The 25,566-nt window shown below is 62.2% G+C and carries 29 protein-coding genes; 5 read left to right on the top strand and 24 right to left on the bottom strand.

The features are described 5' to 3' along the window. Positions 1-2 precede the first annotated feature (2 nt). Positions 3-263, bottom strand: a complete 261-nt coding sequence (locus IM701_RS09730; RefSeq protein ID WP_193826814.1) for a hypothetical protein — start codon at positions 261-263, stop codon at positions 3-5. A gap of 123 nt (positions 264-386) precedes the next feature. Between IM701_RS09730 and IM701_RS09725 the strand changes: the two genes are divergently transcribed. After that, complete coding sequence (locus IM701_RS09725; protein ID WP_193826813.1) at positions 387-734, top strand: hypothetical protein; 348 nt, start codon at positions 387-389, stop codon at positions 732-734. A gap of 139 nt (positions 735-873) precedes the next feature. Here the strand turns inward: IM701_RS09725 and IM701_RS09720 are convergent, their stop codons facing one another. The 8 genes from IM701_RS09720 to IM701_RS09685 form a co-directional block, all read right to left on the bottom strand. Further along, positions 874-1,236, bottom strand: a complete 363-nt coding sequence (locus IM701_RS09720) for a hypothetical protein (protein WP_193826812.1) — start codon at positions 1,234-1,236, stop codon at positions 874-876. Between the two features lies 1 nt (position 1,237). Then, positions 1,238-1,753: a terminase small subunit protein gene (locus tag IM701_RS09715; protein WP_193826811.1), complete on the bottom strand. Its 516-nt coding sequence runs from the start codon at positions 1,751-1,753 to the stop codon at positions 1,238-1,240. After that, complete coding sequence (locus IM701_RS09710; protein ID WP_193826810.1) at positions 1,750-2,028, bottom strand: hypothetical protein; 279 nt, start codon at positions 2,026-2,028, stop codon at positions 1,750-1,752. Before IM701_RS09710 ends, IM701_RS09715 begins: the two co-directional genes overlap by 4 nt. Then, complete coding sequence (locus IM701_RS09705; protein WP_193826809.1) at positions 2,025-2,306, bottom strand: hypothetical protein; 282 nt, start codon at positions 2,304-2,306, stop codon at positions 2,025-2,027. Before IM701_RS09705 ends, IM701_RS09710 begins: the two co-directional genes overlap by 4 nt. A gap of 152 nt (positions 2,307-2,458) precedes the next feature. Next, positions 2,459-4,447, bottom strand: coding sequence for an AAA family ATPase (locus IM701_RS09700; RefSeq protein WP_193826808.1), 1,989 nt, complete (start codon positions 4,445-4,447; stop codon positions 2,459-2,461). Continuing rightward, positions 4,444-4,626: a hypothetical protein gene (locus tag IM701_RS09695; RefSeq protein WP_193826807.1), complete on the bottom strand. Its 183-nt coding sequence runs from the start codon at positions 4,624-4,626 to the stop codon at positions 4,444-4,446. The genes IM701_RS09700 and IM701_RS09695 overlap by 4 nt, the downstream gene beginning before the upstream one ends. A 187-nt stretch (positions 4,627-4,813) precedes the next feature. Continuing rightward, positions 4,814-5,098, bottom strand: coding sequence for an AlpA family transcriptional regulator (locus tag IM701_RS21890; protein WP_230487649.1), 285 nt, complete (start codon positions 5,096-5,098; stop codon positions 4,814-4,816). Beyond that, positions 5,095-5,733 (bottom strand): hypothetical protein, encoded by a 639-nt coding sequence (locus IM701_RS09685; RefSeq protein ID WP_193826806.1) that lies wholly within the window; start codon positions 5,731-5,733, stop codon positions 5,095-5,097. The genes IM701_RS21890 and IM701_RS09685 overlap by 4 nt, the downstream gene beginning before the upstream one ends. Before the next feature lie 275 nt (positions 5,734-6,008). Here IM701_RS09685 and IM701_RS09680 point away from each other — a divergent pair, with 275 nt between their 5' ends. Then, positions 6,009-6,776: a lactonase family protein gene (locus tag IM701_RS09680; RefSeq protein ID WP_370584303.1), complete on the top strand. Its 768-nt coding sequence runs from the start codon at positions 6,009-6,011 to the stop codon at positions 6,774-6,776. Between the two features lie 750 nt (positions 6,777-7,526). Here the strand turns inward: IM701_RS09680 and IM701_RS09675 are convergent. Further along, a complete protein-coding gene (locus IM701_RS09675) occupies positions 7,527-8,210 on the bottom strand; it encodes a response regulator transcription factor (protein WP_039333793.1) in 684 nt (227 codons plus the stop codon). Continuing rightward, positions 8,207-9,751 (bottom strand): HAMP domain-containing sensor histidine kinase, encoded by a 1,545-nt coding sequence (locus IM701_RS09670; RefSeq protein WP_193826805.1) that lies wholly within the window; start codon positions 9,749-9,751, stop codon positions 8,207-8,209. Before IM701_RS09670 ends, IM701_RS09675 begins: the two co-directional genes overlap by 4 nt. Before the next feature lie 285 nt (positions 9,752-10,036). On the opposite strand from IM701_RS09670, the gene IM701_RS09665 reads away from it, so the two are divergent. Beyond that, a complete protein-coding gene (locus IM701_RS09665) occupies positions 10,037-10,240 on the top strand; it encodes a hypothetical protein (RefSeq protein WP_062345115.1) in 204 nt (67 codons plus the stop codon). Positions 10,241-10,250: 10 nt separating this feature from the next. Here IM701_RS09665 and IM701_RS09660 read toward each other — a convergent pair whose 3' ends face one another. From IM701_RS09660 to IM701_RS09640, 5 genes are all read right to left on the bottom strand, one after another. Continuing rightward, a complete protein-coding gene (locus IM701_RS09660; protein WP_230487853.1) occupies positions 10,251-11,375 on the bottom strand; it encodes an NAD(P)/FAD-dependent oxidoreductase in 1,125 nt (374 codons plus the stop codon). Positions 11,376-11,425: 50 nt separating this feature from the next. Next, complete coding sequence (locus IM701_RS09655; RefSeq protein ID WP_193826803.1) at positions 11,426-13,045, bottom strand: NAD(P)/FAD-dependent oxidoreductase; 1,620 nt, start codon at positions 13,043-13,045, stop codon at positions 11,426-11,428. 42 nt (positions 13,046-13,087) lie between these two features. After that, positions 13,088-13,666, bottom strand: a complete 579-nt coding sequence (locus IM701_RS09650) for a nitroreductase family protein (RefSeq protein WP_039333798.1) — start codon at positions 13,664-13,666, stop codon at positions 13,088-13,090. A gap of 83 nt (positions 13,667-13,749) precedes the next feature. Continuing rightward, positions 13,750-14,166 carry a DoxX family protein gene (locus IM701_RS09645; protein ID WP_039333799.1) on the bottom strand — a complete coding sequence of 139 codons (417 nt, stop codon included), beginning with the start codon at positions 14,164-14,166 and terminating at the stop codon, positions 13,750-13,752. Between the two features lie 59 nt (positions 14,167-14,225). Continuing rightward, positions 14,226-14,960 (bottom strand): pirin family protein, encoded by a 735-nt coding sequence (locus tag IM701_RS09640; protein WP_193826802.1) that lies wholly within the window; start codon positions 14,958-14,960, stop codon positions 14,226-14,228. Positions 14,961-15,083: 123 nt separating this feature from the next. Between IM701_RS09640 and IM701_RS09635 the strand changes: the two genes are divergently transcribed. After that, positions 15,084-16,013: a LysR family transcriptional regulator gene (locus tag IM701_RS09635; RefSeq protein WP_062345091.1), complete on the top strand. Its 930-nt coding sequence runs from the start codon at positions 15,084-15,086 to the stop codon at positions 16,011-16,013. A gap of 31 nt (positions 16,014-16,044) precedes the next feature. Here the strand turns inward: IM701_RS09635 and IM701_RS09630 are convergent, their stop codons facing one another. The 6 genes from IM701_RS09630 to IM701_RS09605 form a co-directional block, all read right to left on the bottom strand. Then, entirely contained in the window at positions 16,045-16,281 is a 237-nt protein-coding gene (locus IM701_RS09630; protein WP_039333803.1) for a hypothetical protein, read from the bottom strand. Between the two features lie 170 nt (positions 16,282-16,451). Beyond that, positions 16,452-16,901: a MaoC family dehydratase gene (locus IM701_RS09625; RefSeq protein WP_039333806.1), complete on the bottom strand. Its 450-nt coding sequence runs from the start codon at positions 16,899-16,901 to the stop codon at positions 16,452-16,454. Then, positions 16,901-18,772, bottom strand: a complete 1,872-nt coding sequence (locus tag IM701_RS09620) for a biotin carboxylase N-terminal domain-containing protein (RefSeq protein WP_193826801.1) — start codon at positions 18,770-18,772, stop codon at positions 16,901-16,903. The genes IM701_RS09625 and IM701_RS09620 overlap by 1 nt, the downstream gene beginning before the upstream one ends. A 14-nt stretch (positions 18,773-18,786) precedes the next feature. Further along, entirely contained in the window at positions 18,787-20,388 is a 1,602-nt protein-coding gene (locus IM701_RS09615) for a carboxyl transferase domain-containing protein (protein WP_193826800.1), read from the bottom strand. Beyond that, complete coding sequence (locus tag IM701_RS09610) at positions 20,385-21,371, bottom strand: alpha/beta hydrolase family protein (RefSeq protein WP_193826799.1); 987 nt, start codon at positions 21,369-21,371, stop codon at positions 20,385-20,387. The genes IM701_RS09615 and IM701_RS09610 overlap by 4 nt, the downstream gene beginning before the upstream one ends. A gap of 33 nt (positions 21,372-21,404) precedes the next feature. Further along, positions 21,405-22,568 carry an isovaleryl-CoA dehydrogenase gene (locus IM701_RS09605; RefSeq protein ID WP_193826798.1) on the bottom strand — a complete coding sequence of 388 codons (1,164 nt, stop codon included), beginning with the start codon at positions 22,566-22,568 and terminating at the stop codon, positions 21,405-21,407. Between the two features lie 97 nt (positions 22,569-22,665). Between IM701_RS09605 and IM701_RS09600 the strand changes: the two genes are divergently transcribed. Continuing rightward, positions 22,666-23,526: a LysR family transcriptional regulator gene (locus tag IM701_RS09600; protein ID WP_193826797.1), complete on the top strand. Its 861-nt coding sequence runs from the start codon at positions 22,666-22,668 to the stop codon at positions 23,524-23,526. Here the strand turns inward: IM701_RS09600 and IM701_RS09595 are convergent. Together IM701_RS09595 and IM701_RS09590 are read right to left on the bottom strand one after the other, a co-directional pair. Further along, on the bottom strand, positions 23,519-24,076 hold the full coding sequence (locus IM701_RS09595) for a murein L,D-transpeptidase catalytic domain family protein (protein WP_230487648.1): 558 nt from the start codon (positions 24,074-24,076) through the stop codon (positions 23,519-23,521). The two genes, IM701_RS09600 and IM701_RS09595, sit on opposite strands and share 8 nt — an antisense overlap. Positions 24,077-24,282: 206 nt before the next feature. Further along, the gene (locus tag IM701_RS09590; RefSeq protein WP_039333813.1) at positions 24,283-25,473 is read right to left on the bottom strand and encodes a cytochrome P450; all 1,191 of its coding nucleotides are present in this window, start codon (positions 25,471-25,473) and stop codon (positions 24,283-24,285) included. Positions 25,474-25,566 lie beyond the last annotated feature (93 nt).

Below are 25,566 nucleotides of genomic sequence, written 5' to 3'. Positions count from 1 at the left end.
GCTTAGACCTCCTTCGGCGCGAGGTGACGAAGGCTACCGCGCAACTGTTCGGCAAAGCGCTGTTCGCGCTCTTCGGCGGATAGTTGATCGAAGAATCCACGATTGCCGACGATCATACTGGACTGCAAACCACCGAGGGCGAGTGCTGCGCCCGTGGCCGCGCCAGTCTGCAGACGGAATGCAGCCGAATTGTAGTCCCGTTCGGCGTAAGAAATCCCTCGTTCGAGTTCGCCACGCTGCTTTGCGTATTCATCGGCGGTCATGGGTAAATCCCCCGTGACGGCTGCAGTGCCCTTTGCCCCGCGATCAACCGTCTGCACCAAAGGTGCAGGGATATTCAGCCGGTTTGAATCGCGGTAAGGTCGCCACGAGCAAGGGGAACCGCGATGTCTGCTTTCGTATTGGCTATGTTGCTGGGGACTGGTGAACCGGCTGATGCTCTGCTCGCCTCCGGTGATATGCTTCCAATCGCGTCCGAAAAGCTGCGCGAATGCGTCGTTTATCATGCCGTGCGTGTTGATGACGGCTCCGCGCCAGTGGATGACCTGATTGCAGCTGCGCGAGTGCATTGCGCTACCAAACTATCCATCTTCCGCTACATCTTGCGCGGTTTCGTGAAGGCCAAGAACCCTAGTGCTGATGCCGACGTTATCACCGAAGGTTCTGAACTCTCGGTATTCCGGCAAGCCAGCAATGAAGTATCAAAGCTGGTCGAGGCTGGCCGGAACAACTGAATATCGACCGTGCTTCCAGTTGGGATTGTCCCGACCACGAGCCGCGCCAGGTGCCTTACCGCCATGACGGTGACAGCGACCGTTGCGCATGGCTCTCGCACCACAGACGCCGCCATCACGCCGACGCGCACCGCAGACGTTACGAGAACACATCGGTCACGCTGATGTCGCTGTGAGGAAGTGACGAGCCATCACAGACAGCCTTGCAGTACTCATTGACCGTCCTACCATCGCCGCGCCGCTTAAGCTCAGCTTCGATCAACTGTTCATGCCCCATGCCGTCAGCACGCAGACCATCTGACAACGCGTGCACCCGCTTGCGTCCTGCCTCAAGCAGTGCCGCGCGGTCGGCCTCCTTGGGATCGCGAAACTTCGACAGCACAAGGTCTATCTCGGCTGTGAGGTTAGGCCGCTCTTTTCCGTCAGCGAATGCCAGGAAGATTTCGCCGATCTCGCGGCGCTCCTCTGATGTGGTGCGCTTGAGGGCTTCCAGTATGTGCATGTTATCCGCCTTTCCTTTTTTGAACTGCGTGCATGATTGCCGCAATTCTCACTGCCCGTTCTTCAGTGGTCATCTGGACTTTCTCGCCGCCGAGTTCATCCATGCCGCCCAGGCGCACTGCAGTTGAATCTCCGTAGCGCTTTGGGGCCAGCTTGGCCGCGAGCCACTTGCGACTATCGACGCGAAGCTTTGACCGCTGCACATGCTCAGGGTTGAAGGCCTTGCCGTTCGGTCCTTCCGAGAAGTCACCGCTGCTATCGTCGCTGATGTCGAGGATGTCTTCCGACAGCGTCTCAGCGAGCAACCGCTTTGCCAGTTCATAGGCCGAGCGGAAGCGGTCATTGGATACCAGCCATTGGAACACGGTGGACTGCGCAGGCATGTGTTCGTCCTTGCAAATCCGTCGCACACTTTCGCCCAGCATGAGGCGCTGACAGATCTCCATTTGCACGTCTGTCAGGTCGTCTTCCTCGCGCACGCGCGCGGGCACGCGCGGGTCATGCTCCGATTGCGTCACTGTAGGCCCCCTTCCGTTGGCATAACGACCGCCTCAAACTTGAGCGTTGCCTTCATCCAATACGGCTCAGGCAAGGCCCGTTGCAGACACAGAAGCTCGTAACGCCCCTTCGGTGTGAGCCGCGCCTTGTCAGGATGGAGAAGCGTGTAGTCCTCGACATCGCCGCTTTCGCCAAAAACAGCCGACACCACACCGCCGAGCGACTGGAATGTCGAAAGCCAGGCTTGCGTTTCGTTGATCATGCGCTCTGCAGCGCCGTCCAATGGACCGGTCACGATGCACCCCCGATATCGCTGATGTCGTCATCCAACTCACCCGGAGCGAGCCGCGATGAGCGAGAGGGCCTTGGCCCCCGGTCCTGCCTTGCCGCACGCCGAGGTGCCGCGTCCTGTTGCTTGGGTTGCGAGACGTAGACCTGCCACGTCGGATCGTCTGCCTCCCGATCGAGGAACGCGACGACCGAAGCCTTGCCCAGCCACCCTGAGAGGTAGCGATTGCCGTTCGCGCTGGTCCGTTCGCGAAGGTCGAAGAGATGCACCTTACCGTCCTTCATATCTCACCCCGAAATCCGATGCGATCTTCCGCACCTGCAAATCCTTACCTGCTTCCCCGCACCACACCCCGCACCCCTATAGAGGTGGGGGTGCGGAGTGCGGGCGTCCGTACCTCCGCACCTTTCCGCACCAACCTTGCAAGGTGCGGAAATCATGCCGGGGAGCCCACTTCAATGAACTTGCGAACCTCGCTTCGGTGGTCCTTACGCTCGACCACGACCAGCGCACCGTTGGCTATCCAAGTCTTGAGGAGCGCCTTGACCTTCGCCTTGTCTGAGACCCGCGTGAGGTCGAGGCCGATGGCCTCTGCAACTGCTTTGCCGACCCAATCCGACGCCTGGTTGTTCTCGCGCCATTGACCATCCGCGACCTTGCTCTGCACCGCGCGGAGATGATCGACCGTGATGTCTTCGAATGGGTCCGGCAGTTTCGCCTGTACCGCCACGCCGACACTATCGCCGCCGTTAGGGCCATTTCCGAGGCTTACTGAAGTAAGATAGAACCAGTCGGCTTTTTCTGCCGGAGCGCGATTGTGCTTATCGTCACCGACGCTGAAGTACCGCTTGCGCTCGCCTTCATCGAAGCCGAGTTCCTGGGCCTTCTTTTCCTCCAAGCGGTTCAGGACGAGCGCCGAGCGGGTCGCATCTGTGAGGGACACAGCGCCTCGCGATGAGTGTGTTGTAACCGTCCCTGCACCCTGCTTGCTGGTGTGGTGTACAAGGACAACGACGCAGTTCGCATCGTTTGCAACCCGCGCCCAAGCTTTTGCCACCTTGTCTACCAGCGAGTTCGCGTTCTCTTCGATCTCGTGGCTCGACACGAACGGGTCAATCACGAGGACGTCGATACCCCGTTTGGTAATCTCTGCAGTAATCTGCTCGTACACGGGAGCCAGCAGCTTGAAGCCGTCTGCGCCGTCGATGGCCGTACACAGGCCGGCACCTTCCATGGCGCAATCGACGAAGAGCTGCCCTTCTACATCCTCCCGGCGTAGGCCGTGATGCATTGCCGCAGCCTGTATTGACCGCTCCATATCTTCAAGGCCGTCTTCAAGGTTCCAGATCCAGACCTTTTGAGGCCCATCCCATACCGTCTTACCGAGAAGTTCGCGGCCCGTGATCAATGACAGAGCAGCACTGGCGAGGAACGTCGTCTTACCAACGCCGCCAGGAGCAACCACAGCGGCCACAGTGCGACGCAGCAGCCAACGCCCAAGCACCCAAGGCCGCAGAGGTATCGTTTCCGGATCACGCCACTGATAAGGCGTGGCTGTGATCTTAGGTGGCAGCGCAGGGTCAGACTCGATCGGCAGCAATGCAGATTCGGCCAGTGACTGCAGCTCAAAAGCCGAACCACCCGCATCTAGCCAGTCGGACACGTCCCCCTTTTCAGGCAGGTGAGGCAAACAGAGCCGCGCAACTTCCGTTGCAACAGGTCCGATCATGGCAAGGCCAGCGATCGCATGAGATGCGCCCGCCTCGTCATTGTCTTGCAGAACAACTACGCGCCGACCGCGCAAATGCTGACTGATGCACTCGGCTACAGCGTCGAACTTGCCAGCTCCTCCCGGGTGGGTTGTGGCGACAAGTCCAAGCTGCGCCAAGCGGTCAGCGTCTTTCTCGCCTTCACAATAGAATACCGGTTCGCCGGGGTCGGCTGCGACCAATTCAGGCAAGCGGTACAGGATGCGCTTAACGCCCGCCATACAGCCGGTTTTGCAGGCAAAGCCTCCATTTCCGTCTGGACCGTGCTGCAGGAACGTCTTGCTATTGCCGCGCTGCTTGCGTTCCACGCGGAAAACAACGCGCCCAACCTCATCCCGATAATCGTAAAACGTCGATGAAGGCCTCGCGTCTGCAGGCCCAGACGTTTCCTTGATGCCCTTGGCCTCAAGCCACTGGAAAGCGCCCGCGTCGTCTTTAACGCCGCCTTTGTGCTTGATCAGTTCGAGCACGCCGCCCCTTACGTCGCTTTCGTAGTCGGAGAACCAGCCCTCGCGGGTGTTCACTTCCATTGAGCCCTGCGAGCCGAAGCGGAACACTCCATCGCGCGGACGAGAGAGCCTATCGTTAGGCTTGCCCAACAACGCCTTGGCGACGTCGTGCATCATCGGTGCCAAATCTGGCCCGTGCCCGGTCATGCCGCAGCCTCCCGCTGCAGGTGCAGCATCTGGATAATGGGCAGGCCCTGGCGCACGTCACGGCGCACCAGCGCATCCATGACGAGCGAAAGGGGGCCGATCGCGGTCCTGTCGGGGCCGTCGTCGAGAAGATCGCGCCCGCCTACGAGTTCGCCACGGAACCCGTCGTCAATCGGCACGACAACCCACGCCCGGACAGCGCAATGAGGAAATGCCAGGATCATCCGACGCGCACGCCCACCATGGGGCGCAGTCGGCGTGCAGCCAACCTTGCGCCGAGTCTGCCGATGCGGTAGAATCCGTGCCGTTCCGACGCCTGCCAGCTGAGAACAGCGCCCGCTTCGTGCGGGCGTTTTCGTGCCTGCTTCACGCAGCCGCCTCCCGCGCATTGATCCACGCATCTAGATCCGCACGGCAGTAGCGAACGCCGCGACCACACAGATACTTGCGGGTGAAGGTCGGGCCGTTACCACGCGCACGCATCGCAGCGAGGGTGCGTTCGTGAACGCCGATGTAACGGGCCGCTTCGGGCGCAGTCATCATTTCCATGGCTGGAACTCCAAGGTTCGGTTTCGCCATGTTGAGCATGATGACCACGCCGTTTGAATCGCGGCCCGTTGTATGCAGATGCTGGACAACAGAGGGCTTCATGCGCCGACGCTCTCCACCCATGCAGCAGCACTTGGGCATTCAATGAGGTCGACCAGACGGAAGCCATCACCGGTCAAATCCTCGTCGATCGAAACCGGAGCCCACTTCGACTGCCACATGTCGATCGCCCTGCCGGTGTACCGGCGCGCTTCGATCTTGATGCGATCGCGCGCAAGCCGACCTTCCATCATGTCGAGGAACATGTCGCCCATCACGTCGTCACGGATGGACGCGTCGGGCACGTGTCGGGTTGCAGCCTTCAGTTCTGCCAGAATTGCCGCTGCGTCCCTTCTAGCGGCGTTTCTCGTGCCTCGGAGTGTAATGCCATGCCCACGCAAGCGCTCGTCGCCCTTGAGGCCCTTACGGAGTCCTGCGGCGGCGTTCCTTCCGCACCCTATGGCTCTGGCGACCTGCCTGACGGTTGCGCCCTCCCGCAGCATCTTGCGTCCACGTTTTCGGCGTTCGGCGGATAGGTGCGGCTGCACGTTGACAATGACATTCGGCGGCAATCCCTCCCGTTGTCGCCATCGTGTTGCGCCGCTCTGGGTAACTCCGAAGTGTCGGGCAATGTCGCCATCACTCTTGCCCTGTGCGTGAAGCTTGCGGGCCTCGTCGGTGTCGATCTTGTATTTCATGCGTCGGGCCTCCCCGATGGCATGAGGTCGGGAACGGGCTCGAACGCCGGGAAGGACGGATTACAGAGAGGTAGGGACTGGTCGATCCCATAGCCTGCGCACAAGCCGAAATCGTCGTAGTCGCCAGCGCTTCCAGCGGAGCCACAGGCAGCTATCGTCAAGCGGTCGTAGCAGGTGTTTACGGCTTATGGTGTGCTGACCTGCAGACTGCTTGGTTCGTCTGCGAACAAGAGGCCGGGCAAGTCTCCGGTTGGCGTCTGGAAAACGATCGGTGGGTGCCCTTGGGGAGCGTCTCGACGGGCGGTGCCGCGCCGTGCTTTCTCGATATCTCTCCGGACCACTCACTTCTTGCCGTGGCAAACTACGAAAGCGGTTCCGTGGCCACCATCGTGCTCGATGCTGCGACGGGAGCGCCGTTGCACCGTAGCGGGTTCCTGCAAAACAGCGGCAAAGGACCTGATCCCGATCGGCAAGCTGGTCCGCATGTACATTGCGCACGCTTTGCCGATAAAGGAGGTACGCTATATTTCACTGATCTCGGCCTTGACCGGGTATTTGCAGCCTCGGTGGATAGTGGAGGCGAACTGCAAGACAAGCGCGTGATGTTTTGCGCACCGCCAGGATTCGGGCCCCGACACCTTGTGGCATTGGCAGACGAGGTCATGGTCAACGGCGAATTGTCAAGCGGTCTGGTGGCACTCGCAAAAACGGACGGCACTTTCATACCAATGGACTCCCTGCGAACTGACCCGTCGAACAAGCCTGGCAATCTCGGTGGGCATCTGTTGGTTGAGGACGAGCTGATTTGGACAAGCAACCGCGGAGCCGACACGTTGGTGGCTTTCCGAGTGATGCAAGGCGCGCTGCACCAAGTTGCTTGCTTTCCCAGTGGTGGCCAATCGCCACGCCATCTCGCGAGAGTGAACAAGCACCTTGTGGCAGCTCACGAAAAAGATGGAACAGTTTCCTCGATCGACGCATCTGTAGGCAATGTCCTCTGCGATGTCATTGTGCCGGGGGCCGCATTCCTGATGAGCGCATGAAAATCGGTCGCTGCTGCGGCTTGGCCAGATCTCCGCGAGGGCCTGAATTTGTCGAATGGGATCTCGCAGTCTTCCTGTGCCCGTTTTTGCCGAAGGAGAATCGTCGTGGGACATTCAGATCTTGATGCTGCCATGCACGATCGGCCGCCATCGAATGCAGGGCAGAATGTTGGCCCGAAATGCACTTCGCGCAGGCGAGACATCAGGGCAATTCGCTTTATCACGACGCACGCATACGCAGTCGTGAGCGCGCGTTGTACGACCACGCCATCGATAGCCAGCTGAGAGGCTGCGATTTGATGAAATTCCGCATTAGAGGACCTTGTGAGCGGCAGACACATCAGAAATCGCGCAACCGTGATCCAGCAAAAGAGGGACCGACCTGTCCAGTTTTAAGTCAGGACTGAAACGCGACTGACGCTAGAACGCTGGCTTGAACAAGAGGTGGGAGAATCAACGATTTCGTGTTCATGCTGCGGGCAGATGCGCGGATGTGGATATCCTCACAGATAAGCCAGTTCAAAGTGTAGAAAGTCGACCGAGGTGGACAACCAGCACACGCTCTGCTGGTGCCTTGCAGGACCTGAACCTGAAAAACGGGGTAAAAAAATGGGGGTAAGAGCGGGGGTATGGCTTTGGGGGTATCCAATTTTCGTTGGGTGACGGCGGCCTGCAGTCTACGGTGACGCGGGAGAGCGCGCCTCGCTGTGACGCGCTCGTGTAGCAATCGTCACTTCAGACAGTGCGCCTTCAGGCCGTCAGTCGGTAGCCGAATCCGCGGACGTTTTCGACGATGGGCGGGCCCAGCGCGTGAAGCTTGCGGCGCAGGCGGCTGAGGTAGACTTCGACGATATTGGTCAGCGGATCGTCCTCGATTCCCCACACCGCACGCAGGATTTCGGTTCGTGAAATCACCGTGCCGGGGGATTCCATCAGCAGCCGCAGCACGCCCATTTCCTTGACGGTCAACTGGACCGGCGAACCGGCGCGAGTGAGGGTCATGGTCCGGGGATCAAAGTGGAGATCGCCCACGGTAAGGCTTCCGTCCGGCTGGATCGGGCTGAATTGCGGCCGCTCCATCCGGCGCTTGACCGCGTCCATCCGGGCCAGCAATTCCTCGAATGCGAAGGGCTTTGGCAAGTAGTCATCCGCACCCCCCTTGAGACCGCGAATCCGGTCCGCCACGTCGTCGCGAGCGGTGACCATGATGATCGGTGTCGTCACGGCAGCTTCGCGCAGTGCCGAGCAGATATCAAATCCGCTCATGTCTGGCAGATTTACGTCGAGAAGAATGAAGTCGAACGCAAGGTTTGTCGCCAACTCAAGACCAGTTGCACCGTCGGTTGCCAGCGTGACCTTGTGGCCCTCCTGCGCGAGGCCGCGATGCAGGGTTGCGGCGAGTTCGACTTCGTCTTCAATGAGAAGCAGTTTCATGTGCTTGCACCATCTATCGCCGATGCGGGCGACATTAGAGGGAGGCGTATGGTGACGACCGTGCCGACATTGACCCGGCTGGTCAGGCTGATTGTTCCGCCCATGGCTTCGGTGATCGAACGGGCAATCGACAGTCCTAGACCTTGCCCGCTGCCGCTGCGCTTGCTGCCCCTGCGGAACCGCTGGAAAAGATAGGGCAGGTCTTCGGCCGGTATGCCATCGCCGTGGTCGGTGATGGTTATGACGGCATGATCCTCTTCCACGCTGACCGATGCTTCGACATTGGGAGCGTGCGTGGAATAGCACACGGCGTTGTCAACGACGATGCGGATGACCTGCTTGAGGCGGGCTTCGTCGCCTTCAACGATGATGCTGGAGGGTCCCTCGTGAAGCACGATCTTCCCGCCGTCTGCTTCGATGACGCGGTGGAAGTCGGCGATGCTGTCGGTCACTGCCGCCACCGCGTCGACCGGTTCGATGGTGGTATGCAGCATCGGCTCTTCTGCACGCGCCAGGTTCAACATGTCTTCGATCATTTCGGCCATGAGTTCTGACAGGCGGACCACCCGATCCAGCGCGCCTCGCAGGTCAACCGATTGCGCCGAGGCATCGCGCAGCGTGATCTCCGCCTCGCTGCGCATGATGGATAGGGGGGTACGCAGTTCATGGCTGGCATCGGCCAGAAACTGCTGACGCAGGCGGTTCGATCGCTCCAGCGAACGGTTGGTTGCGGCAAGTTCACTGGTGCGCCGGGCAACGGCACGCTCGAGCTCTTCGTTGGACCTGCGCAGCGTATCGGCACTTTCGCCCACGCGAGAGGCCATGATGTTGAAGCTTTCTGCGATCGCACGGAATTCCGTCGTGCCGACAATCGGCACGCGCTGTGTGTAATCGCCTTCGGCCATGGCGCGCGTGCCTTGCAGCAGGTTTCCGAGCGGGCGGATCAGCTGGCGCTGTCCCCAGAAGACGGCGAGCAGACCGCAAATGGTCACGACCGTCACCGTCAGCGTCATCGTGTCGATGACGCCCTGGAACGTCTCGATCGAGCTGCGGTGGTACTCTTTCGCCTCGCGCTCCTCGATCTTGATCGCTTCGAACACGAGGTCTTCCCAGACCGTGTCTGGCTTATCGCCCTTCAACGAGCGCTCGAGGCTGGCACCGATCTTCTTCAGGGTTTCCCGTTGTTTGACTTCCTCTTCTATCTCCGAGGCGCGCTGCTTGCGCTTGAGCGGTGTCACGCTGATCATCTTGATTTCGGCGTTGATGTAACGCTCCGCATTTGTGACGTGGGAACGGACGCCATCGATGTAGAGTTCGCGATCCTGGACGAACGCGCTTGGATCGGTGTAGCGCTCCTGCTGCAGGGTATATCCTAGAACCGCGAGCCGCTGGAACGCGCTGAGTGATTGCGACGAGGCTTCGGACCTTGCCTGCTGCGCACGGATGACTTTCACTGCATGGTTGGCAATCACGCCCGGCACTGCCACGATGAACAGCATGAACACCAACGAGACCCACAGCTTCAGGCGCAGCGCGTTCATGCGCACATCGCCCGCAGCATGGCGAAGCGATTGCGGGCACTATGCCTGGCGTCGGGCGATGACACGCCTCGCTTCAATCGTAACATAGAAATGGTGTTCCCCTGCCTGTGCCGCTGCTTCGAGCTCAAGTAACGGCACACGCCCTGACCTCTCACTCACATTGTCCTGACAACGCTTTCCGATCAACGAATTGACCGATTAAATTTCCATGAATGCGGCAGACGCCACATCTGGTTCGACATGCTGATGGATGACAATGCGCTGCGTCCATGGCATCGCAGTCGGATGCGCACCACTCACGATCACGCAAGCGTTCGCCTTTACCATCTGGGAGATGGGCCGGAGGGCGGTTCGGCCGACACGCTGTTCTATGGGCCGCTGAGCGAAGCCCTGCGGATCGCGGCGGAGCAGCCACTTGAACTTCAGGAAGGACTCTTCATCGCGACCGACAATGATGTCGTGGCTTATCTCGACCTGATCGAGGGCTGAAGTCTGGTGTTCACACAGCTTCGCCTGCAGCGCGGCCGCTGGCCCATGCCCATTGGAAATTGTATCCTCCCAGCCACCCGGTTACATCCACGGCCTCGCCAATGGCGTGAAGGCCGGGCACTTTTGCTGCAGCCATGGTCTTCTGATTGAGCGCGCGGGTGGAAACGCCGCCGGCGGTGACTTCCGCCTTGGCATAGCCTTCGGTGCCGTTTGGATTGAACGGCCAGCGCGCGAGTTGCTGCTGGGCCTTGCGCAAGTCAGCGTCTTTCATGCCAGAAAGCTCGCCCTCCAGGCCAAGCCGGCTGCCAAGCGCTTCTGCAAGCCGTTCCGGCAGTCGGCGGGCAAGAGCCGAGCGGAAAGCCGCGCGGGGGCGATTGCGCTTTTCCTCGATCAGCCAGTCGGCGCCCTCTTCAGGCAGGAAGTTGACGGCGATTGGCGTGCGGTGCTGCCAGTATGAGGAAATCTGCAGCATGGCAGGGCCAGACAGGCCCTTGTGCGTGAACAACGCCGCTTCGCGAAACGCTGTCTTGCCCCAGTGCGTGACGACATCGGTCGAAACGCCCGAGAGCGAACGGAACAGCGCCTCGTCCTCACCCAGGGTGAAGGGCACGAGGGCGGGGCGGGTCTGCACCACCTGCAAGCCGAACTTGCGCGCGATCTCGAAAGCGAAACCCGTCGCCCCCATCTTCGGGATGGACAGGCCCCCTGTTGCCAGGATCAGGGCAGGGGCGTGATGATCACGGCCATCGATGGTCACGCGGTACAGGCCGTCGGCATGATCGACCGTGCTCACGCTCTGGCCAAAGGCGAACGTCACCCCGCCATCGCGGCACTCTGCCATCAGCATGTCCACGATCTGCCGCGCTGAGCCGTCGCAGAACAATTGGCCCAGCGTCTTCTCATGCCATGCGATGCCGTGGCGATTGACCATCCCGATGAAGTCTGCAGGCGTGTAGCGAGCCAAGGCCGATCGCGCGAAGTGCGGGTTTTCGGAAATGTAGCGGTCGGCGGCAGTGTGGATGTTGGTGAAGTTGCACCGCCCGCCGCCCGAGATCAGGATCTTCTTGCCTGGCTCGTCGGCATGATCGACAAGCAGCACGCGCCGCCCGCGTTGGCCTGCGGTCAGCGCAGCCATCAGCCCCGCCGCGCCCGCGCCGAGGATGATCGCGTCGTAGTTGGCGGCGTTCACGCGAGGAGTTCGGTGGCGAGGGCCTCGGCGACCTTGATCCCGTCGACCGCGGCCGAAAGGATGCCGCCGGCATAGCCTGCGCCTTCGCCGGCAGGGTAGAGGCCGCGTGTGTTTAGGCTCTGGCAATCCTTGCCGCGCTTTATGCGCACCGGGGAAGACGTGCGCGTTTCCACACCGGTCATCACCACGTCAGGGTGGTCATAGCCCGGGACCATGCGACCGAACGCGGGCAGGGCCTCACGAATGGATTCGATCACGTAGTCGGGCAGGCACTTTTTGAGTTCGGTCAGGTGCACGCCGGGCTTGTAGCTCGGGATAACGCTGCCGAACTCCGTGGAAGGACGGTCGGCAAGGAAGTCGCCCAGCTTCTGGCCCGGCGCCATGTAGTTGCGCCCACCCGCTTCGAAGGCGAGGCTTTCCCAGTGACGCTGGAAAGCCATGCCCGCCATCGGTCCGCCGGGGTAATCCTTGCTCGGATCGATATCGACGACAATGCCCGAGTTCGCATTGAACTCGGCGCGCGAATACTGGCTCATGCCGTTGGTGACGACGCGGCCCTCTTCGCTGGTCGCGGCAACGACGCGCCCGCCCGGGCACATGCAGAAGGAGTAGACCGTGCGCCCGTTCTTGCACTTGTGCGAGATCGAATAGGCGGCAGGGCCGAGGATCTTGTTGCCCGCACTCGGTCCATAGCGCGCAGTGTCGATCCAGCTTTGCGGGTGCTCGATACGCACGCCGATGGCGAACGGCTTGGCTTCGATGTGGACGCCACGATCGTACAGTACCTGGAAGGTGTCGCGCGCGGAATGGCCGACTGCCATGATGACGTAGCGCGCGGGCAGGAACGAGCCGTCCGACAGGTGAAGGCCCGCAATCCGGCGTGTCCCATCGGCGCCGGTCTCGATCTCGAAGTCTTCCACGCGGGTCTGGAAGCGGTATTCACCGCCAAGGCTTTCGATCGTCTCGCGCATCGACATGACCATGGTGACGAGGCGGAAGGTGCCGATGTGCGGGTGGGCTTCGGTAAGGATATCCTCCGGCGCGCCGGCCTTTACGAACTCCACCAGCACCTTGCGCCCGAGATGGCGCGGGTCCTTGATGCGGCTGTAGAGTTTGCCGTCGGAAAACGTACCAGCGCCACCTTCGCCGAACTGCACGTTCGATTCCGGCTCCAGCACCGAGCGCCGCCACAAGCCCCAAGTGTCCTTCGTGCGTTCGCGCACCGCCTTGCCGCGCTCGATGATGATCGGCTTCAGGCCCATCTGCGCGAGGATCAGCGCAGCCAGCAATCCGCACGGGCCCGCCCCGATGACAACCGGGCGCTCACCATCCCAGCCTTCGGGGGCCATGACCGGGAACTTGTAGGAGGTGTCAGGCGTGGGCTTCACGTTCTGGTCGTCCGCAAAGCGGGCGAGCACTTCGCCCTCGTTCGCCACGACGCAATCGACCACGTAGGTCAGCAGGATCGCGTGCTTCTTGCGGGCATCGTTGCCACGACGGAAGATCTGGTATCGCGTGAGGTCTGCTGGCGCGATGTCCAGACGTGCGCAGATCGCCGCCGGAAGATCTTCGGCAGCGTGATCGAGGGGCAGTTTCAGTTCATTGATACGAAGCATGGCGCCGCCCTAGCGAAATCGCGCGGGCGGCGCCACTTGTGCTTATGCCGTGAACGGCCCGGCGAAAGCGATTTCGCTCACCGGCTTGCGGTCGCTCACCACTTCGCGCTCTTGGAGCATTTCGGGCAACTGCGACTTGTCGCCCTGCTTGCCGATCACGAAAGCCATTTCCACGCGATAGCCTTCCGGCAGGTTGAGCACTTCGGCAGCCTTGGCAAAGTCGACGCCGGTCATGCCGTGGGTGTGATAACCAAGGTGCAGGGCCTGCAGTGCCGCATTGGCCCATGCCGCACCGGTATCGAAGCTGTGGCTGTGGTTGGGGTTGTTGCCCTTGTCGCTGCGCATGAATTCGTCGGACACGGCGAAAACGAGCACGCCCGCATCCTTGGCCCAACTCTGGTTGAAGGGCACCAGTGCCGAGAGGAACGCGTCGAAGTTTGCATCGCCCTTGTGGGCATAGGCAAAGCGCCAGGGCTGGTAATTGTAGGCGCTGGCGGCAAGACCTGCGGCTTCGAAGATCACGTCAAGGTCAGACTGCGGCACGGCCGAGCCGTCGAATGCGCGGGGGCTCCAACGATCGACGATGATCGGCAGGACGCTGGGGGAAGCGGTACGGGTCATTGAATGCTCCTTGGGAGAGGTTGGAGAGAGATAAGGGGGTAGGGCCGGAGCGCAACTGCACTCCGGCCCGCGGGGGGTAGGTTTCAGCGGCGGTCGAAGCCGAAGCGGCCCGAGCCGAAAGCGGTCACCTGCAAAAGGCCACCGGCCAGCGCCACGTTCTTGAAAAAGTGGATGAACTGGTTCTGGTCAGCCAGGTTGGCGTGGAAGCCGAAGGCGGCGGCAAGGCTGAATGCAGCTATGGCCGAAGCAACGATGCGGGTGCGGATGCCGGCGATCAACAGCAGGCCGCCGACAAGTTCCACCGCCACGGCAGCGCCATAGGCAAGGCTGGGGGCAGGCAGGCCCGCGCTGGTGATGTAGGCGATCGTGCCAGTCGGATCGGCAAGCTTGGAAACACCGCTCAGCACGAAGATCGCCGCGAGAAAGACGCGGCCGGCTGCCGCCAGCAGGTCAGAAGTGGTGGATGAGCCGCCGCGCGTCTCGAGAGCGAGGGAAGTCATGGGATCGGTCCTTTGCAACAGTCGTAATTGGGGAATGTGAGAAAACAGTTCGGTCACGGTCAGGCCGCGTCGACGAGCACCAACTCGGCTTCCTCGAGAGCGGTAATGACGATCTCGGTCACCCCGGTAATGGCAACGCCATCACGGGCATTGGCTTCGATTTCGCCGATGCGAATCTTGCCCTTGGCAGGAACAAGATAGGTGTGGCGGTCTTCGGTCAGTTCGTAGCGGACCGTTTCGCCGGCCTTCACCGTCGCGCCCAGAACGCGGGCGTTCGCATTGATCGTCAGCACATCGGTGTCACCAGCGATGCCCGAGGCGAGGGGAACGAACTTGCCTTCCCGGCTATCCTTGGGGAACGGCCGGGCACCCCAGCTTGGCGCGTGGCCCCGGCGATCGGGGATGATCCAGATCTGGAACAGGCGGGTTTCCTCGTCTTCCAGATTGAATTCCGAGTGGGCGATGCCCGTGCCTGCCGACATGACCTGCACGTCGCCCGCTTCGGTGCGGCCTTCGTTGCCCAGGCTGTCGCGATGGGTGATCGCGCCCCTGGTCACGTAGGTGATGATTTCCATGTCGCTGTGCGGATGGGTGGGGAAGCCGCTCTTCGGCGCGATGCGGTCGTCGTTCCATACGCGCAACGCACCCCATTGGACGCGTGCCGGATCGTGGTATCCGCCGAACGAGAAGTGGTGGTGGGCATCGAGCCAGCCGTGGTTCGCCGCGCCGATCGAGGCGAAGGGGCGCAGTTCGATGTGAGCCTTTGTAGCGGTCGTGTTGGCAGTCTGGGTCATGGCGATTTCTCCAAACGGGCGGCTTGGGGTCCGTCCTGTTGGGGTGTAGATAGGCCTTGCAGGTCATTCGGAATATCCCGATAAGATAAATCAGAATGTTCGAATTCCTTGAAAGGGTTTCTCTTGGACGTCGGCCAGCCAACCCTTGACCAGCTGCGCCTGTTCCTCGCCGTGGTCGACGAGGGCAGCTTCAATGGCGCCGCGCGCAAGCTTGGGCGGGCGATCTCCGTGGTGAGCTACGGCATCGTCACGCTGGAGTCGCAGCTCGGCGTGACGCTGTTCGATCGCGAAGGATCGAAGAAGCCGGTGCTGACGCCCGCGGGGAAAGCGATGCTGGCCCACGCGCGTGCCGTAACCGACGATGTCGATGCGTTGATCGCGGGGGTTCGCAACTTCAACCAGGGCCTCGAAGCCGAACTCGGCTTGGCCATCGACGTGATGTTCCCGACGCATCTCATTGCGGAAGTGCTTCGCGAGTTTCAGGCGCTTTTTCCTACGGTGCAAATGCGGCTTTTTGTGGAGACATTGGGTGCGATTGCAGCGCTGGTGGTGGATGGGCGCGCGGAACTAGGCATCTCGGGGCCGGATCTTGTGGCCTTGCCTGACCTTGAGCGCGAAGCGATCGGAGAGGTTGAACTGCTTCCCGTCGCAGCGCCCGATCACCCCTTGGCCCGCATGGCCAAAATCCCGCCAGGCGAAGTGCGCAAGCATCGCCAGCTGGTACTGACCGATCGGTCGAACCTGACGCAGGGGAGGGACTTCTCGGTTTTCGCGGCGAGCACATGGCGGTTGGGAGACCTTGGTGCGCGCCATGCCTTGCTCCGTGAAGGAATTGGCTGGGGCAACATGCCTCGCCACTTGATCAATGCTGATCTCGCCAGTGGAAAGCTCAAGCGACTGGCCCTGCCGGAAGCACCAGGCATGGCCTATCGCTTTCACGCCTTGTGGCGGCGAGATTGTCCAATCGGCCCAGCGCGCGCCTGGGTGCTGGACGCCCTGCGTGAGCGGCTTTCACGTTGCCCCGATGCAAAAGCGCCCCGCCAGACTGACTGACGGGGCGCCGAAAGATACTTTTCGATTTGATTCAGGTGCCCGCGCTCTTGCGCTTGAAGGCCGCGTTCTCGTTGGCCTTGATCTTGGCAATCTCAAGGCCAGGGCTGGGCGGGAAGCCGTTCTTCGGTCCCGGCGCCGGATTTCCGTTGCTGGGTGAGGCCGCCACCACAATCGGCGGGCTCGCACGTGTTCCTGCGCTGGCTGCAGTCGGCAGAATCAAGCCCGCAGCAATTCCTGTGGCAAGAAGCCACTTCTTTCCGTCCATCATTTGTGAATGCCCCCGAAGTTTGTCCCTGGACAGGCAGTTTTCATCGGTCCCGAAAACCGCTGCCCTTGTTCATGATTTGGGGGCAGCCGGTTTACTGAAATGAAATATTCTTAATTAAATTGATATTTACCACGATTATTGGCTCCAAAATGACCAAATGGATCTGCAGATTACGGCCGTTTCTTGAGCAGCGCAGAGCGCAGGCAGCGGCAGACAACCTCGCCGCGCTGGTTCAAGAGTTCATGCCTGAACGTGGTGATGCCGGCCTCCGGTCGCGATTTACTTTCTCGCAAATCAACAACTTCACTGGTTGCGCGCATCGTGTCGCCGATGAACACCGGCGCCGGCATCACCAGTTTGTCGTAGCCCAGATTGGCCACCAGCGTTCCGAGCGTGGTGTCACCGACCGACAGGCCAACCATTAGGGCGAAAGTGAAAGTACCGTTCACGAGAATCTGCCCGAACTCGCTTTCCTTGGCCGCTTCCACATCGATGTGGAGAGGCTGCGGGTTGTGGGTCATGGTTGAAAACAGCAGGTTATCCGTCTCGGTCACGGTCCTGCGAATCTCGTGCTCGATTCGGTCGCCGATTCGCCACTCGTCGAAGTACTTGCCCGCCATCAGCCTTCCGCCTTCTTGATCTGCGCCAGCGGCGCCTCGACCTGAACCTGCGCCCCGGCCACGGCGTTCAGCTCCTCCACCACGCCATCGAACGGCGCGGTCAGGGCATGCTCCATCTTCATCGCTTCGAGCACCATGAGCTTCTGGCCCTTGGTGACGGACTCACCGGGCGCGACGTCCACCGAAATGACCTTGCCGGGCATGGGGGCGATAATCGCGCCATCCGATGCGGCGCCCCCAGCGCCGCCTTCAGTTCTGGCAAGTTGCACAAGGAAGCGCTCGCCACCTTCGTCGATGCTTGTGACGGGTTCCCCCGGCCAGTAGTCGACCGCCGGCTCCTCAGGCATTTCGACAATGAACGCCCGTCCGAACTGGTCTGCCAGATGCACTTCGCGCCGTGCGGCGGCATTCATGCGAAAGCCTGACTGGCTGGTCCAGGGACTGCCGCCCGGCGTGCCAACCAGCCGCATTGCCGCAAGCCCAAGCGCTTCGGACGTCGGTTCCGGACGGGTGGTGAGGCTTTCGAGGTTGCGTTCGATCAGCCCGGTATCGACCACCCCGGCTTGGAACGCGGCGTGCCCCAGCAAGCGCCACAGGAACCCGCTATTGGTGATCAGCGGGCCGACCACGCCCTCGTCCAGCGTCTCGCGCAGGCCCGCTATGGCCTCGGCACGCGTCTCGCGGTGCACGATCACCTTGGCGATCATGGGGTCGTAGAACGGCGAAATCTCCGCCCCGGCTTCAGCACCGGTGTCAATGCGCGCCTGATACTGATTGAAGTGGAAGTCCTCCACGCGGCCGATACTGGGCAGAAAGCCCTTGGTGGCATCTTCGGCATAGAGCCGCGCTTCCATGGCCCAACCGTTTATCGAGAGTTCGTCCTGTCGCTTGGGCAGCGGCTCGCCGCTGGCAACACGCAGTTGCCATTCGACCAGATCGACGCCGGTGATTTCTTCGGTCACCGGATGCTCGACCTGCAGGCGCGTGTTCATTTCCATGAACCAGATGCGGTCGGCGCGCAGGCCTTCACTGCCATCGGCGATAAACTCGATGGTGCCCGCGCCCTCGTAGTCCACGGCCTTGGCCGCGCGGACGGCGGCAGCGCAGACCGCTTCGCGCGTGGTCTCGTCCATGCCGGGGGCAGGTGCTTCCTCGATCACCTTCTGGTGCCGCCGCTGCAGTGAACAATCGCGCTCGAACAGGTGGACGACATTGCCATGGGCATCGCCGAAGACCTGCACTTCGAGGTGCCGGGGCGAGAGGATGTACTTCTCGATCAGCACGCGATCATCGCCGAACGAGGACGCCGCCTCACGCCGACACGAGGCCAGCGCCTCGGCAAAGTCGGCAGAGCTTTCAACCCGCCGCATGCCCTTGCCGCCGCCACCGGCGACGGCCTTGATCAGCACCGGATAGCCGATGGCATCAGCCTCGGCCTGCAGGCGCTCAGGCGTCTGGTCCTCGCCGAGATACCCCGGCGTCACCGGCACGCCCGCCGCGATCATGCGCGCCTTGGCCGCATCCTTGAGGCCCATCGCCGTAATCGAGGCAGGCTTCGGCCCGACCCAGACCAGCCCCGCATCCAGCACCGCCTGCGCGAACTCGGCATTCTCCGAAAGGAAGCCATAGCCGGGATGGATCGCCTCGGCTCCGGTAGCCTTGGCCGCCGCGATGATCTTCTCAGCCAGAAGGTAGCTCTCGCGCGCAGGCGACGGGCCGATGTGCACGGCTTCGTCTGCCGAGCGAACATGCAGCGCCTTGGCATCCGCATCGGAATAGACCGCCACCGTGCGAATGCCCAAGCGGCGTGCAGTCCGGATAACCCGACAGGCGATTTCGCCGCGATTGGCGATGAGGAGGGATTTGATCATTGCATTCGCCTCCATCACATCCTGAACACGCCAAAGCGCGGAGCATCGGCAATCGGCGCTTCCAGACAAGCCTCCAGCGCCAGCCCCACCACGTCGCGCGTCTGCACCGGGTCGATCACGCCATCGTCCCACAGCCGTGCCGTGGCGTAGTAGGGATTGCCCTCGTCCTCGTACTTCTGGCGGATCGGCGCCTTGAAGGCTTCGGCTTCCTCAGGCGTCCACTTGTCCGCATCGCGGTGCACCGTCGCCAGAACGCTTGCCGCCTGCTCGCCACCCATCACGCTGATGCGCGCATTGGGCCAGGTGAACAGGAAGCGCGGCTGATAGGCTCGGCCACACATGCCGTAGTTGCCTGCGCCGAAGCTGCCGCCGATCAGCACGGTGATCTTGGGCACCTGCGCTGTCGCCACCGCTGTTACCAGCTTGGCGCCGTGCTTGGCGATGCCCTCCGCCTCGTACTTGCCGCCGACCATGAAGCCAGAGATATTCTGCAGGAATAGCAGCGGGATCCGGCGTTGGCAGGCCAGTTCGATGAAGTGCGCCCCCTTCTGCGCGCTTTCCGAAAACAGCACGCCGTTGTTGGCAAGGATCGCCACCGGTGCCCCGTGGATATGGGCAAAGCCGCAGACCAACGTGGTGCCATAGAGCGCCTTGAACTCGTGAAACTCGCTACCGTCGACGACCCGTGCGATCACCTCATGCACGTCGTAAGGCGCGCGCACGTCCTCGGGGATGATCGAGTACAGCTCTTCCGGATCGTACTTCGGCGGCACCGGATCACGCCGCGCAACGCCCGCATCTCTTGCGGGGCCAATGTGCGATACGATGTCGCGCACGATTGTCAGCGCATGCTCGTCATTGTCGGCAAGATGATCGACCACACCGGACTTGCGTGCGTGGAGGTCTCCGCCACCCAGCGCTTCGGCGGTGATTTCCTCGCCTGTCGCAGCCTTTACCAGCGGAGGCCCGGCAAGAAAGATCGTCCCCTGTTCGCGCACGATCACCGTTTCGTCGGACATGGCCGGCACATAGGCGCCGCCGGCGGTGCAGGACCCCATCACGCTGGCAATCTGCGGGATGCCCCGCGCGCTCATGTTCGCCTGATTGTAGAAGAACCGGCCGAAATGGTCGCGGTCAGGGAAGACCTCGGCCTGGTTGGGCAGGTTGGCGCCGCCACTGTCGACCAGATAGATGCAGGGCAGGTGGTTCTCCTGCGCAATCTCTTGCGCGCGCAGGTGCTTCTTTACCGTCATCGGGAAGTAGGTACCACCCTTTACCGTCGCGTCATTCGCGAAGACCATGCAATTGCGGCCTGAGACGCGGCCAATGCCCGCGATGATGCCTGCGCCGGGCACCTCGTCTCCGTACATCCCGTTGGCGGCAAGCTGGCCGATTTCGAGGAACGGCGAGCCCGGATCGAGCAGGCGCTCAACGCGGTCGCGCGGGAGCAGTTTCCCGCGCGATACGTGGCGTTCTCGGCTGCGCTCGTCACCACCCAGCGCGGCCTTTGCCACCCGCTCACGCAGCTCCCGAGCCAAGGCCCGGTTGTGCGACGCGCGGGCTTTGGCTTGGTCAGAGTTCAGATCGACGTTGCTGGAGAGGACCGGTGCGCTCAACGCGTGCTGCCTTTCAGGTGCTTGGAGAAGAAGGGCAGCACATGCGTGCGGAAACGCTCCTTCACCCGGTTGCCGTGGTCGCCCACATAGATTTCCCAGTCGTGCGCAATGCCGAACCGGGTCAGGGTTTCGTGGATCAGTTCATCGTCAGCGCGCACGAAGTCGGTATCGCCGGTATCGATGGCGATGCCACTCATGCGGCGCAGCGAGGGGAGGTACTGCGAAGCCATCGCTACGGGCGAATTTGCGGCCCATTTGGCGATGACCAGATCGTTCACCTTGCCATCGCTGGTGCCCAAATCGGCATAGAACGGAGGCTTGGCGGGATTGGGTGACCAGGCCGTGGCCACCGCGAAGTTGCCCCGGCTCATCCAGTCCGCCGTCAGTGCCTGATCGACCGACCAGCCTTCGTACTTCGGATCGGCTGAAGATGTCGGGCGCGGAATCTGGCAGCACGGGTTCATCGCGTAAAGCGCGCCGAACACGTCTGCGCGCTTCATGCCGAGCTTCAGCGTGCCGTAGCCGCCCATGGAATGCCCGGAAAGGCCGCGCGCCTCGCGCGAAGGGATCGTGCGAAAGTGCTTGTCGGTCCACGCCACCAGGTCTTCGGCGATGAAGTCCTCGAAGTTTCCGACCGTGGGAGAGTTCGAATACATCGAACCGCCCCACTTGGTCATGCTGTCGGGCACGACAATGATTGCTTCCGTGCCAGAGGCCTTCAGCGCGGCATCGAAGTCATTGCGCTCGACGTACTGGTCTGCGGTCGAATTATACCCATGCAGGAAATAGACGACCGGATAGCGCCGGCCCTTGGACTTGTCATAGCTGTCCGGCAGGAACACGTAGACCGTGCGATCGGCCGAATTGCCCTCTAGATTGCTTTCGACTGCGGCGCTGTGAACGGTCGCCTTCTCCATCCGGGCCATCGCCGGGTTGGCGATCCCGAGCAGGGCAGCACAGGCAAGGAAAGCTCTCAGGCGCATGGTTCTCTCCGCAAGATTGTTATCGTCTGCAGATCAGCGCGCTCCAATAAGCTCACGACCGATCAGCATCCTGCGGATTTCATTGGTTCCGGCACCAATGTCCAGTAACTTGGCGTCGCGCAGGTAACGTTCCACCGGCCAGTCCTTGGTATAGCCCGCGCCGCCCAGCGCCTGTACCGCTTCGCCCGAAACGCGGAAGGCATTCTCGCTGGCGAGCAGGATCGCGCCCGCAGCGTCAAAGCGCGTGGTCTGCCCGGCGTCGCAAGCCTTGGCCACGGCATAGACATAAGCGCGAGCCGACTGGATGGCGACGTACATGTCGGCGACTTTCGCCTGCATCAGCTGGAAGGTGCCGATCGGCTGGCCGAACTGCTTGCGCTCGCGCACATAGGGGATGACCGTGTCGAGACAGGCCTGCATAATGCCGATCTGCATGCCCGCCAGCACCACGCGCTCGTAATCGAGCCCGCTCATGAGGACGCCGACACCACCGTGGAGCGGACCCATCACGTTCTCTTCCGGTACAAAGCAGTCGTCGAACACCAGTTCGCAGGTGGGCGACCCGCGCAGGCCCATCTTGTCGATCTTCTGCCCGATCGAGAATCCGGCCATCTCCTTCTCGATAAGGAATGCGGTTATGCCGCGACTGCCAGCTTCGGGCGAGGTCTTGGCATAGACCACCAGCGTATCGGCATAAGTGCCGTTGGTGATCCAGAACTTGGTGCCGTTGAGGCGGAAGCCGCCTGCAACCGGTTCGGCACGCAGCTTCATCGAAACGACGTCCGACCCGGCGCCCGCTTCCGACATCGCGAGGCTGCCGACATGTTCACCGGAGATCAGCTTGGGCAGGTACTTCGCCTTCTGCTCGTCATTGCCCCAGCGGCGGATCTGGTTGACGCACAGGTTCGAGTGCGCGCCATAGGACAGGCCGACCGAGCCCGATGCGCGGCTGACTTCCTCGACCGCGATGACGTGATCCAGATAGCCGAGGCCCAGTCCGCCGAACTCTTCCTCGACCGTGATGCCGTGCAGGCCCAGCGCACCCATCGGCTCCCACAGCTCGCGCGGGAAGCGGTCGTTACGGTCGATCTCGGCGGCGAGAGGCGCAATCTGCTCGTCGGCAAAGCGACCCGCAGCCTCGCGGATCATCAGGGCGCTTTCGGTCAGGCCGAAGTCGAAATCGGGCGTGGCGCGCATCTTGGGCATCCTCTGCAAACTTGTCGGGGCGAAGGATACCATCGTAGAACCATCGCTCAAAATTGATTTACATCGGGGTTTGCGATAGGTTTTTCCTATGATGAAGCGCGCCCATCTCCGGCAGTTCCTGGCCGTGGTCGAGACCGGGAATTTTACCCGTGCGGCCGAGCGGCTGGCAATCTCGCAGCCGACATTGTCCGCCGCCATTGCCGAGCTTGAGCGCCTTGCCGGAACGCGGCTGTTCCTGCGCGAGCGGCGGCAGGTCCGCCTGACCGAAGCAGGCGCGCGGCTGGTCAATCACGCGCGTGCCATCGAGCGGGAATTCCGCGCAGCCGAAGCCGCCTTTGCCGAGGCGCCCGTGCCGCTCAGCCCCTTGCGGCTCGGAGTCCTGCCCTCGATCGCCACGCTTGCGCTTTCCAGTCTTGCCCGCCGCCATGCCGGACCGCAGCCGCTGACCATGGCCGAAGGCACTGATGCGGAACTGCGCCGCAAGCTGGGCGAGGGGCAGGTCGACGCCATTCTGACGCTGATGCGGCCGGAAGACGCGGACAGGCCTTCGCTGCCGCTGCTGGAGGAAGGCTATCGCCTGCTCCTGCCCGAAGGACATGCCCTTGCCGGAGCGAGTTTGCTCGACGCCAGCGACGTTGCCGCGGAAACCATGATCGCCCGCCGCTCCTGCGAAATCCTCGGCGAGACCAGCCGCTGGTTCACCCAGCGCGGCGTGCGCCCGCCCTTCTTCCTGCGCTCGTCCAACGACGATCGCTGCATCGAGATGGTGAGGGTCGGAATGGGCGTGACGACCGCGCCGCAATCACTCGCGCGCGACGGCGTCGTCGCGGTGCCGCTGGCCGATTACGATTTCCGGCGCACCATCGTGCTGATCGCTGCGCGCGAGCGTCCGGACCTGGTCGAAGAAGGCAGTGCGCTGGCCGAAGCCGCGCGCGCCGCGTTCACTTGACGGCGTAGAGCAGGCGGCCTTCGCCCAGCCGCTCGAGCACGCCGTTGATGTCGCTGTTCGAAAACGCGAAGCAGCCCTGGCTCCGTCCGATGCGGCCTTGCGTTGCGGCCATGTCCTCGCTGACATAGCTCGCCGCGTGGATCACGATACCGCGCTCGAGCGCGGCGCTGTTGGCGTCCTCAAGCCCGATCAGGCGGCGCGAACGGCCATGCTTGCCGTAATAGGTCACGCCGGTGAGGAAAGCGCCGGGGCTCGAGGCGTTGGAGCCATAGGCGTTCGAAAACCGCTGTACCCAGCCGCTGTTCGCCGGATCCGATCCGCTGCCGTGCGAGACGAGGTGCGAGGAGACGAGCTTGCCGCCTGCGACATCGACCAGATGGAAGCGAGCCTCGCGCGAGGCCTTGCCGAAATCGACCAGACCGACGAGATCACGATGGCGGATATGCGCGCCATGCGCATCGAGCGCGGCAATCGCGCGTTGCACTAGCAACGGCGGCGTCGGCCGGGCGAACGGCGAGACTTCCGGCTCTTTCACAGGTGTTACTGCCATCGCCGGCTGGCCCGAAACCGCCATGCTACCCAGCGTTGCAACCATGGCGCCCAAAAATTGGCGCCGATCAGGAACCATTATGCGAGACCCCGGTTATCGTCCATTGGGCCTCAAAATGTATGCGGTACATCACATCTGCAAGAGGGGCGGCCCGGGCTTGCGACGAGTCGTGCATGACCCGCCACCTGCCGAGCCGCCGGGTTAGCTTAGCCCGCCTTCTTCAGCCGCAGCGCTTTCGGACTGCGGAAGTTCGAGGATGAAACCCAGTCGAGCTTCTCATCCACCCGGGTGAAGTCCGGCACGACCTTGAGCAGTTCTTCGTAGGCAATCTGCGTCGCCAGCCGCCCGATCATCGAACCTAGGCAGGCATGGACGCCGCCGCCGAACCCGAGGTGCCGCTTCGCCTTGCGGGTAATGTCGTAGACGTCCGGATTGTCGAACATCCGTTCGTCGCGATTGGCCGAACCATAGGCGAGGATCACCGCATCGCCCGCCTTCATGACCTGCCCATGCAGTTCCACGTCCCGCGTCAGCGTCCGCTTGAAGCGCTGCGCCGATGTATTGAACCGCAGCGATTCCTCGATCGCATCCGGGATCAGCGAAGGATCCGCGACCAGCGCGCGCCGCGCCTCCGGGTAATCGGCGAGGTTCAACCCGAACATCGCCATGAAGCCCGAAAGGCTCTCGATCCCGGCCATGATCAGCGTGGTGACCGTCAGCTGCACTTCCTTGTCGAGCAGCTTCTCGCCATCGATCTCGGCGGTGATGAAGTTCGAAAGCAAGTCGTCGCCCGGGTTGGCCTTGCGCGCCGCCACCAGCTTTTCCGCATAGTCCGCCATCCAGTGGAACGCGGCGAGGTGTTCCGGTCCCTTCTTGCGCGTCACTGGATCGGTCTGCACCATCAGCACGGCGTTGTGCCGCACGAGGTCCGCGTTCTCCTCGGGCAGTGCGAACAGGTAGAAAAGCAGGTCCACCGTCAGCTTCGAGGTATAGTCTCCGACAAGGTCGAACACCGGCTTGTCGGCAATCGCGGCCAGATGCGCGCGGGCCGCTGCCCTCGCAGGCTCGACGATGTGCTCCAGCGCGCGCTTGGTCACTGCCGACTGGATCAGCGCCCGCAGGCGGTCGTGGCGCGGCGGATCGCTGGAGCCCAGCGTCGATCCGGCGCGGCCCGGAAACTCGTCCACCAGATTGCCCTGCGCGGAGGAATAGGTCCGCCAGTCCTGCAGCGCATTGAGCACGTCGGAATAGCGCGAAAGCACCCACTTCCCGGCCTCTTCGGACCAGAAGCAAGGGTATTCATCGCGCAACGTCTTGTAGGCCGGGAACGGATCGGCATCGGTTGCCGGGGAATATGGGTCAAAGCGAAACGCGGGCCGCTCGATGACGGTAGCCATGACAGGTCTCCTCTCTCGATTGATGCTGCACGCGAAGCGCAAATGGCGCGACGCACCGCGCGCGCAAAAACTTGCACTTTTCGCGCAGCCTGC

This window comes from Novosphingobium sp. ES2-1 (assembly GCF_015169775.1).
GTDB classification, from domain to species: Bacteria; Pseudomonadota; Alphaproteobacteria; order Sphingomonadales; family Sphingomonadaceae; genus Novosphingobium; species Novosphingobium subterraneum.
The sequence above is the reverse complement of the archived record's forward strand: the minus strand, read 5'-3'. Positions and strand labels throughout refer to the sequence as shown.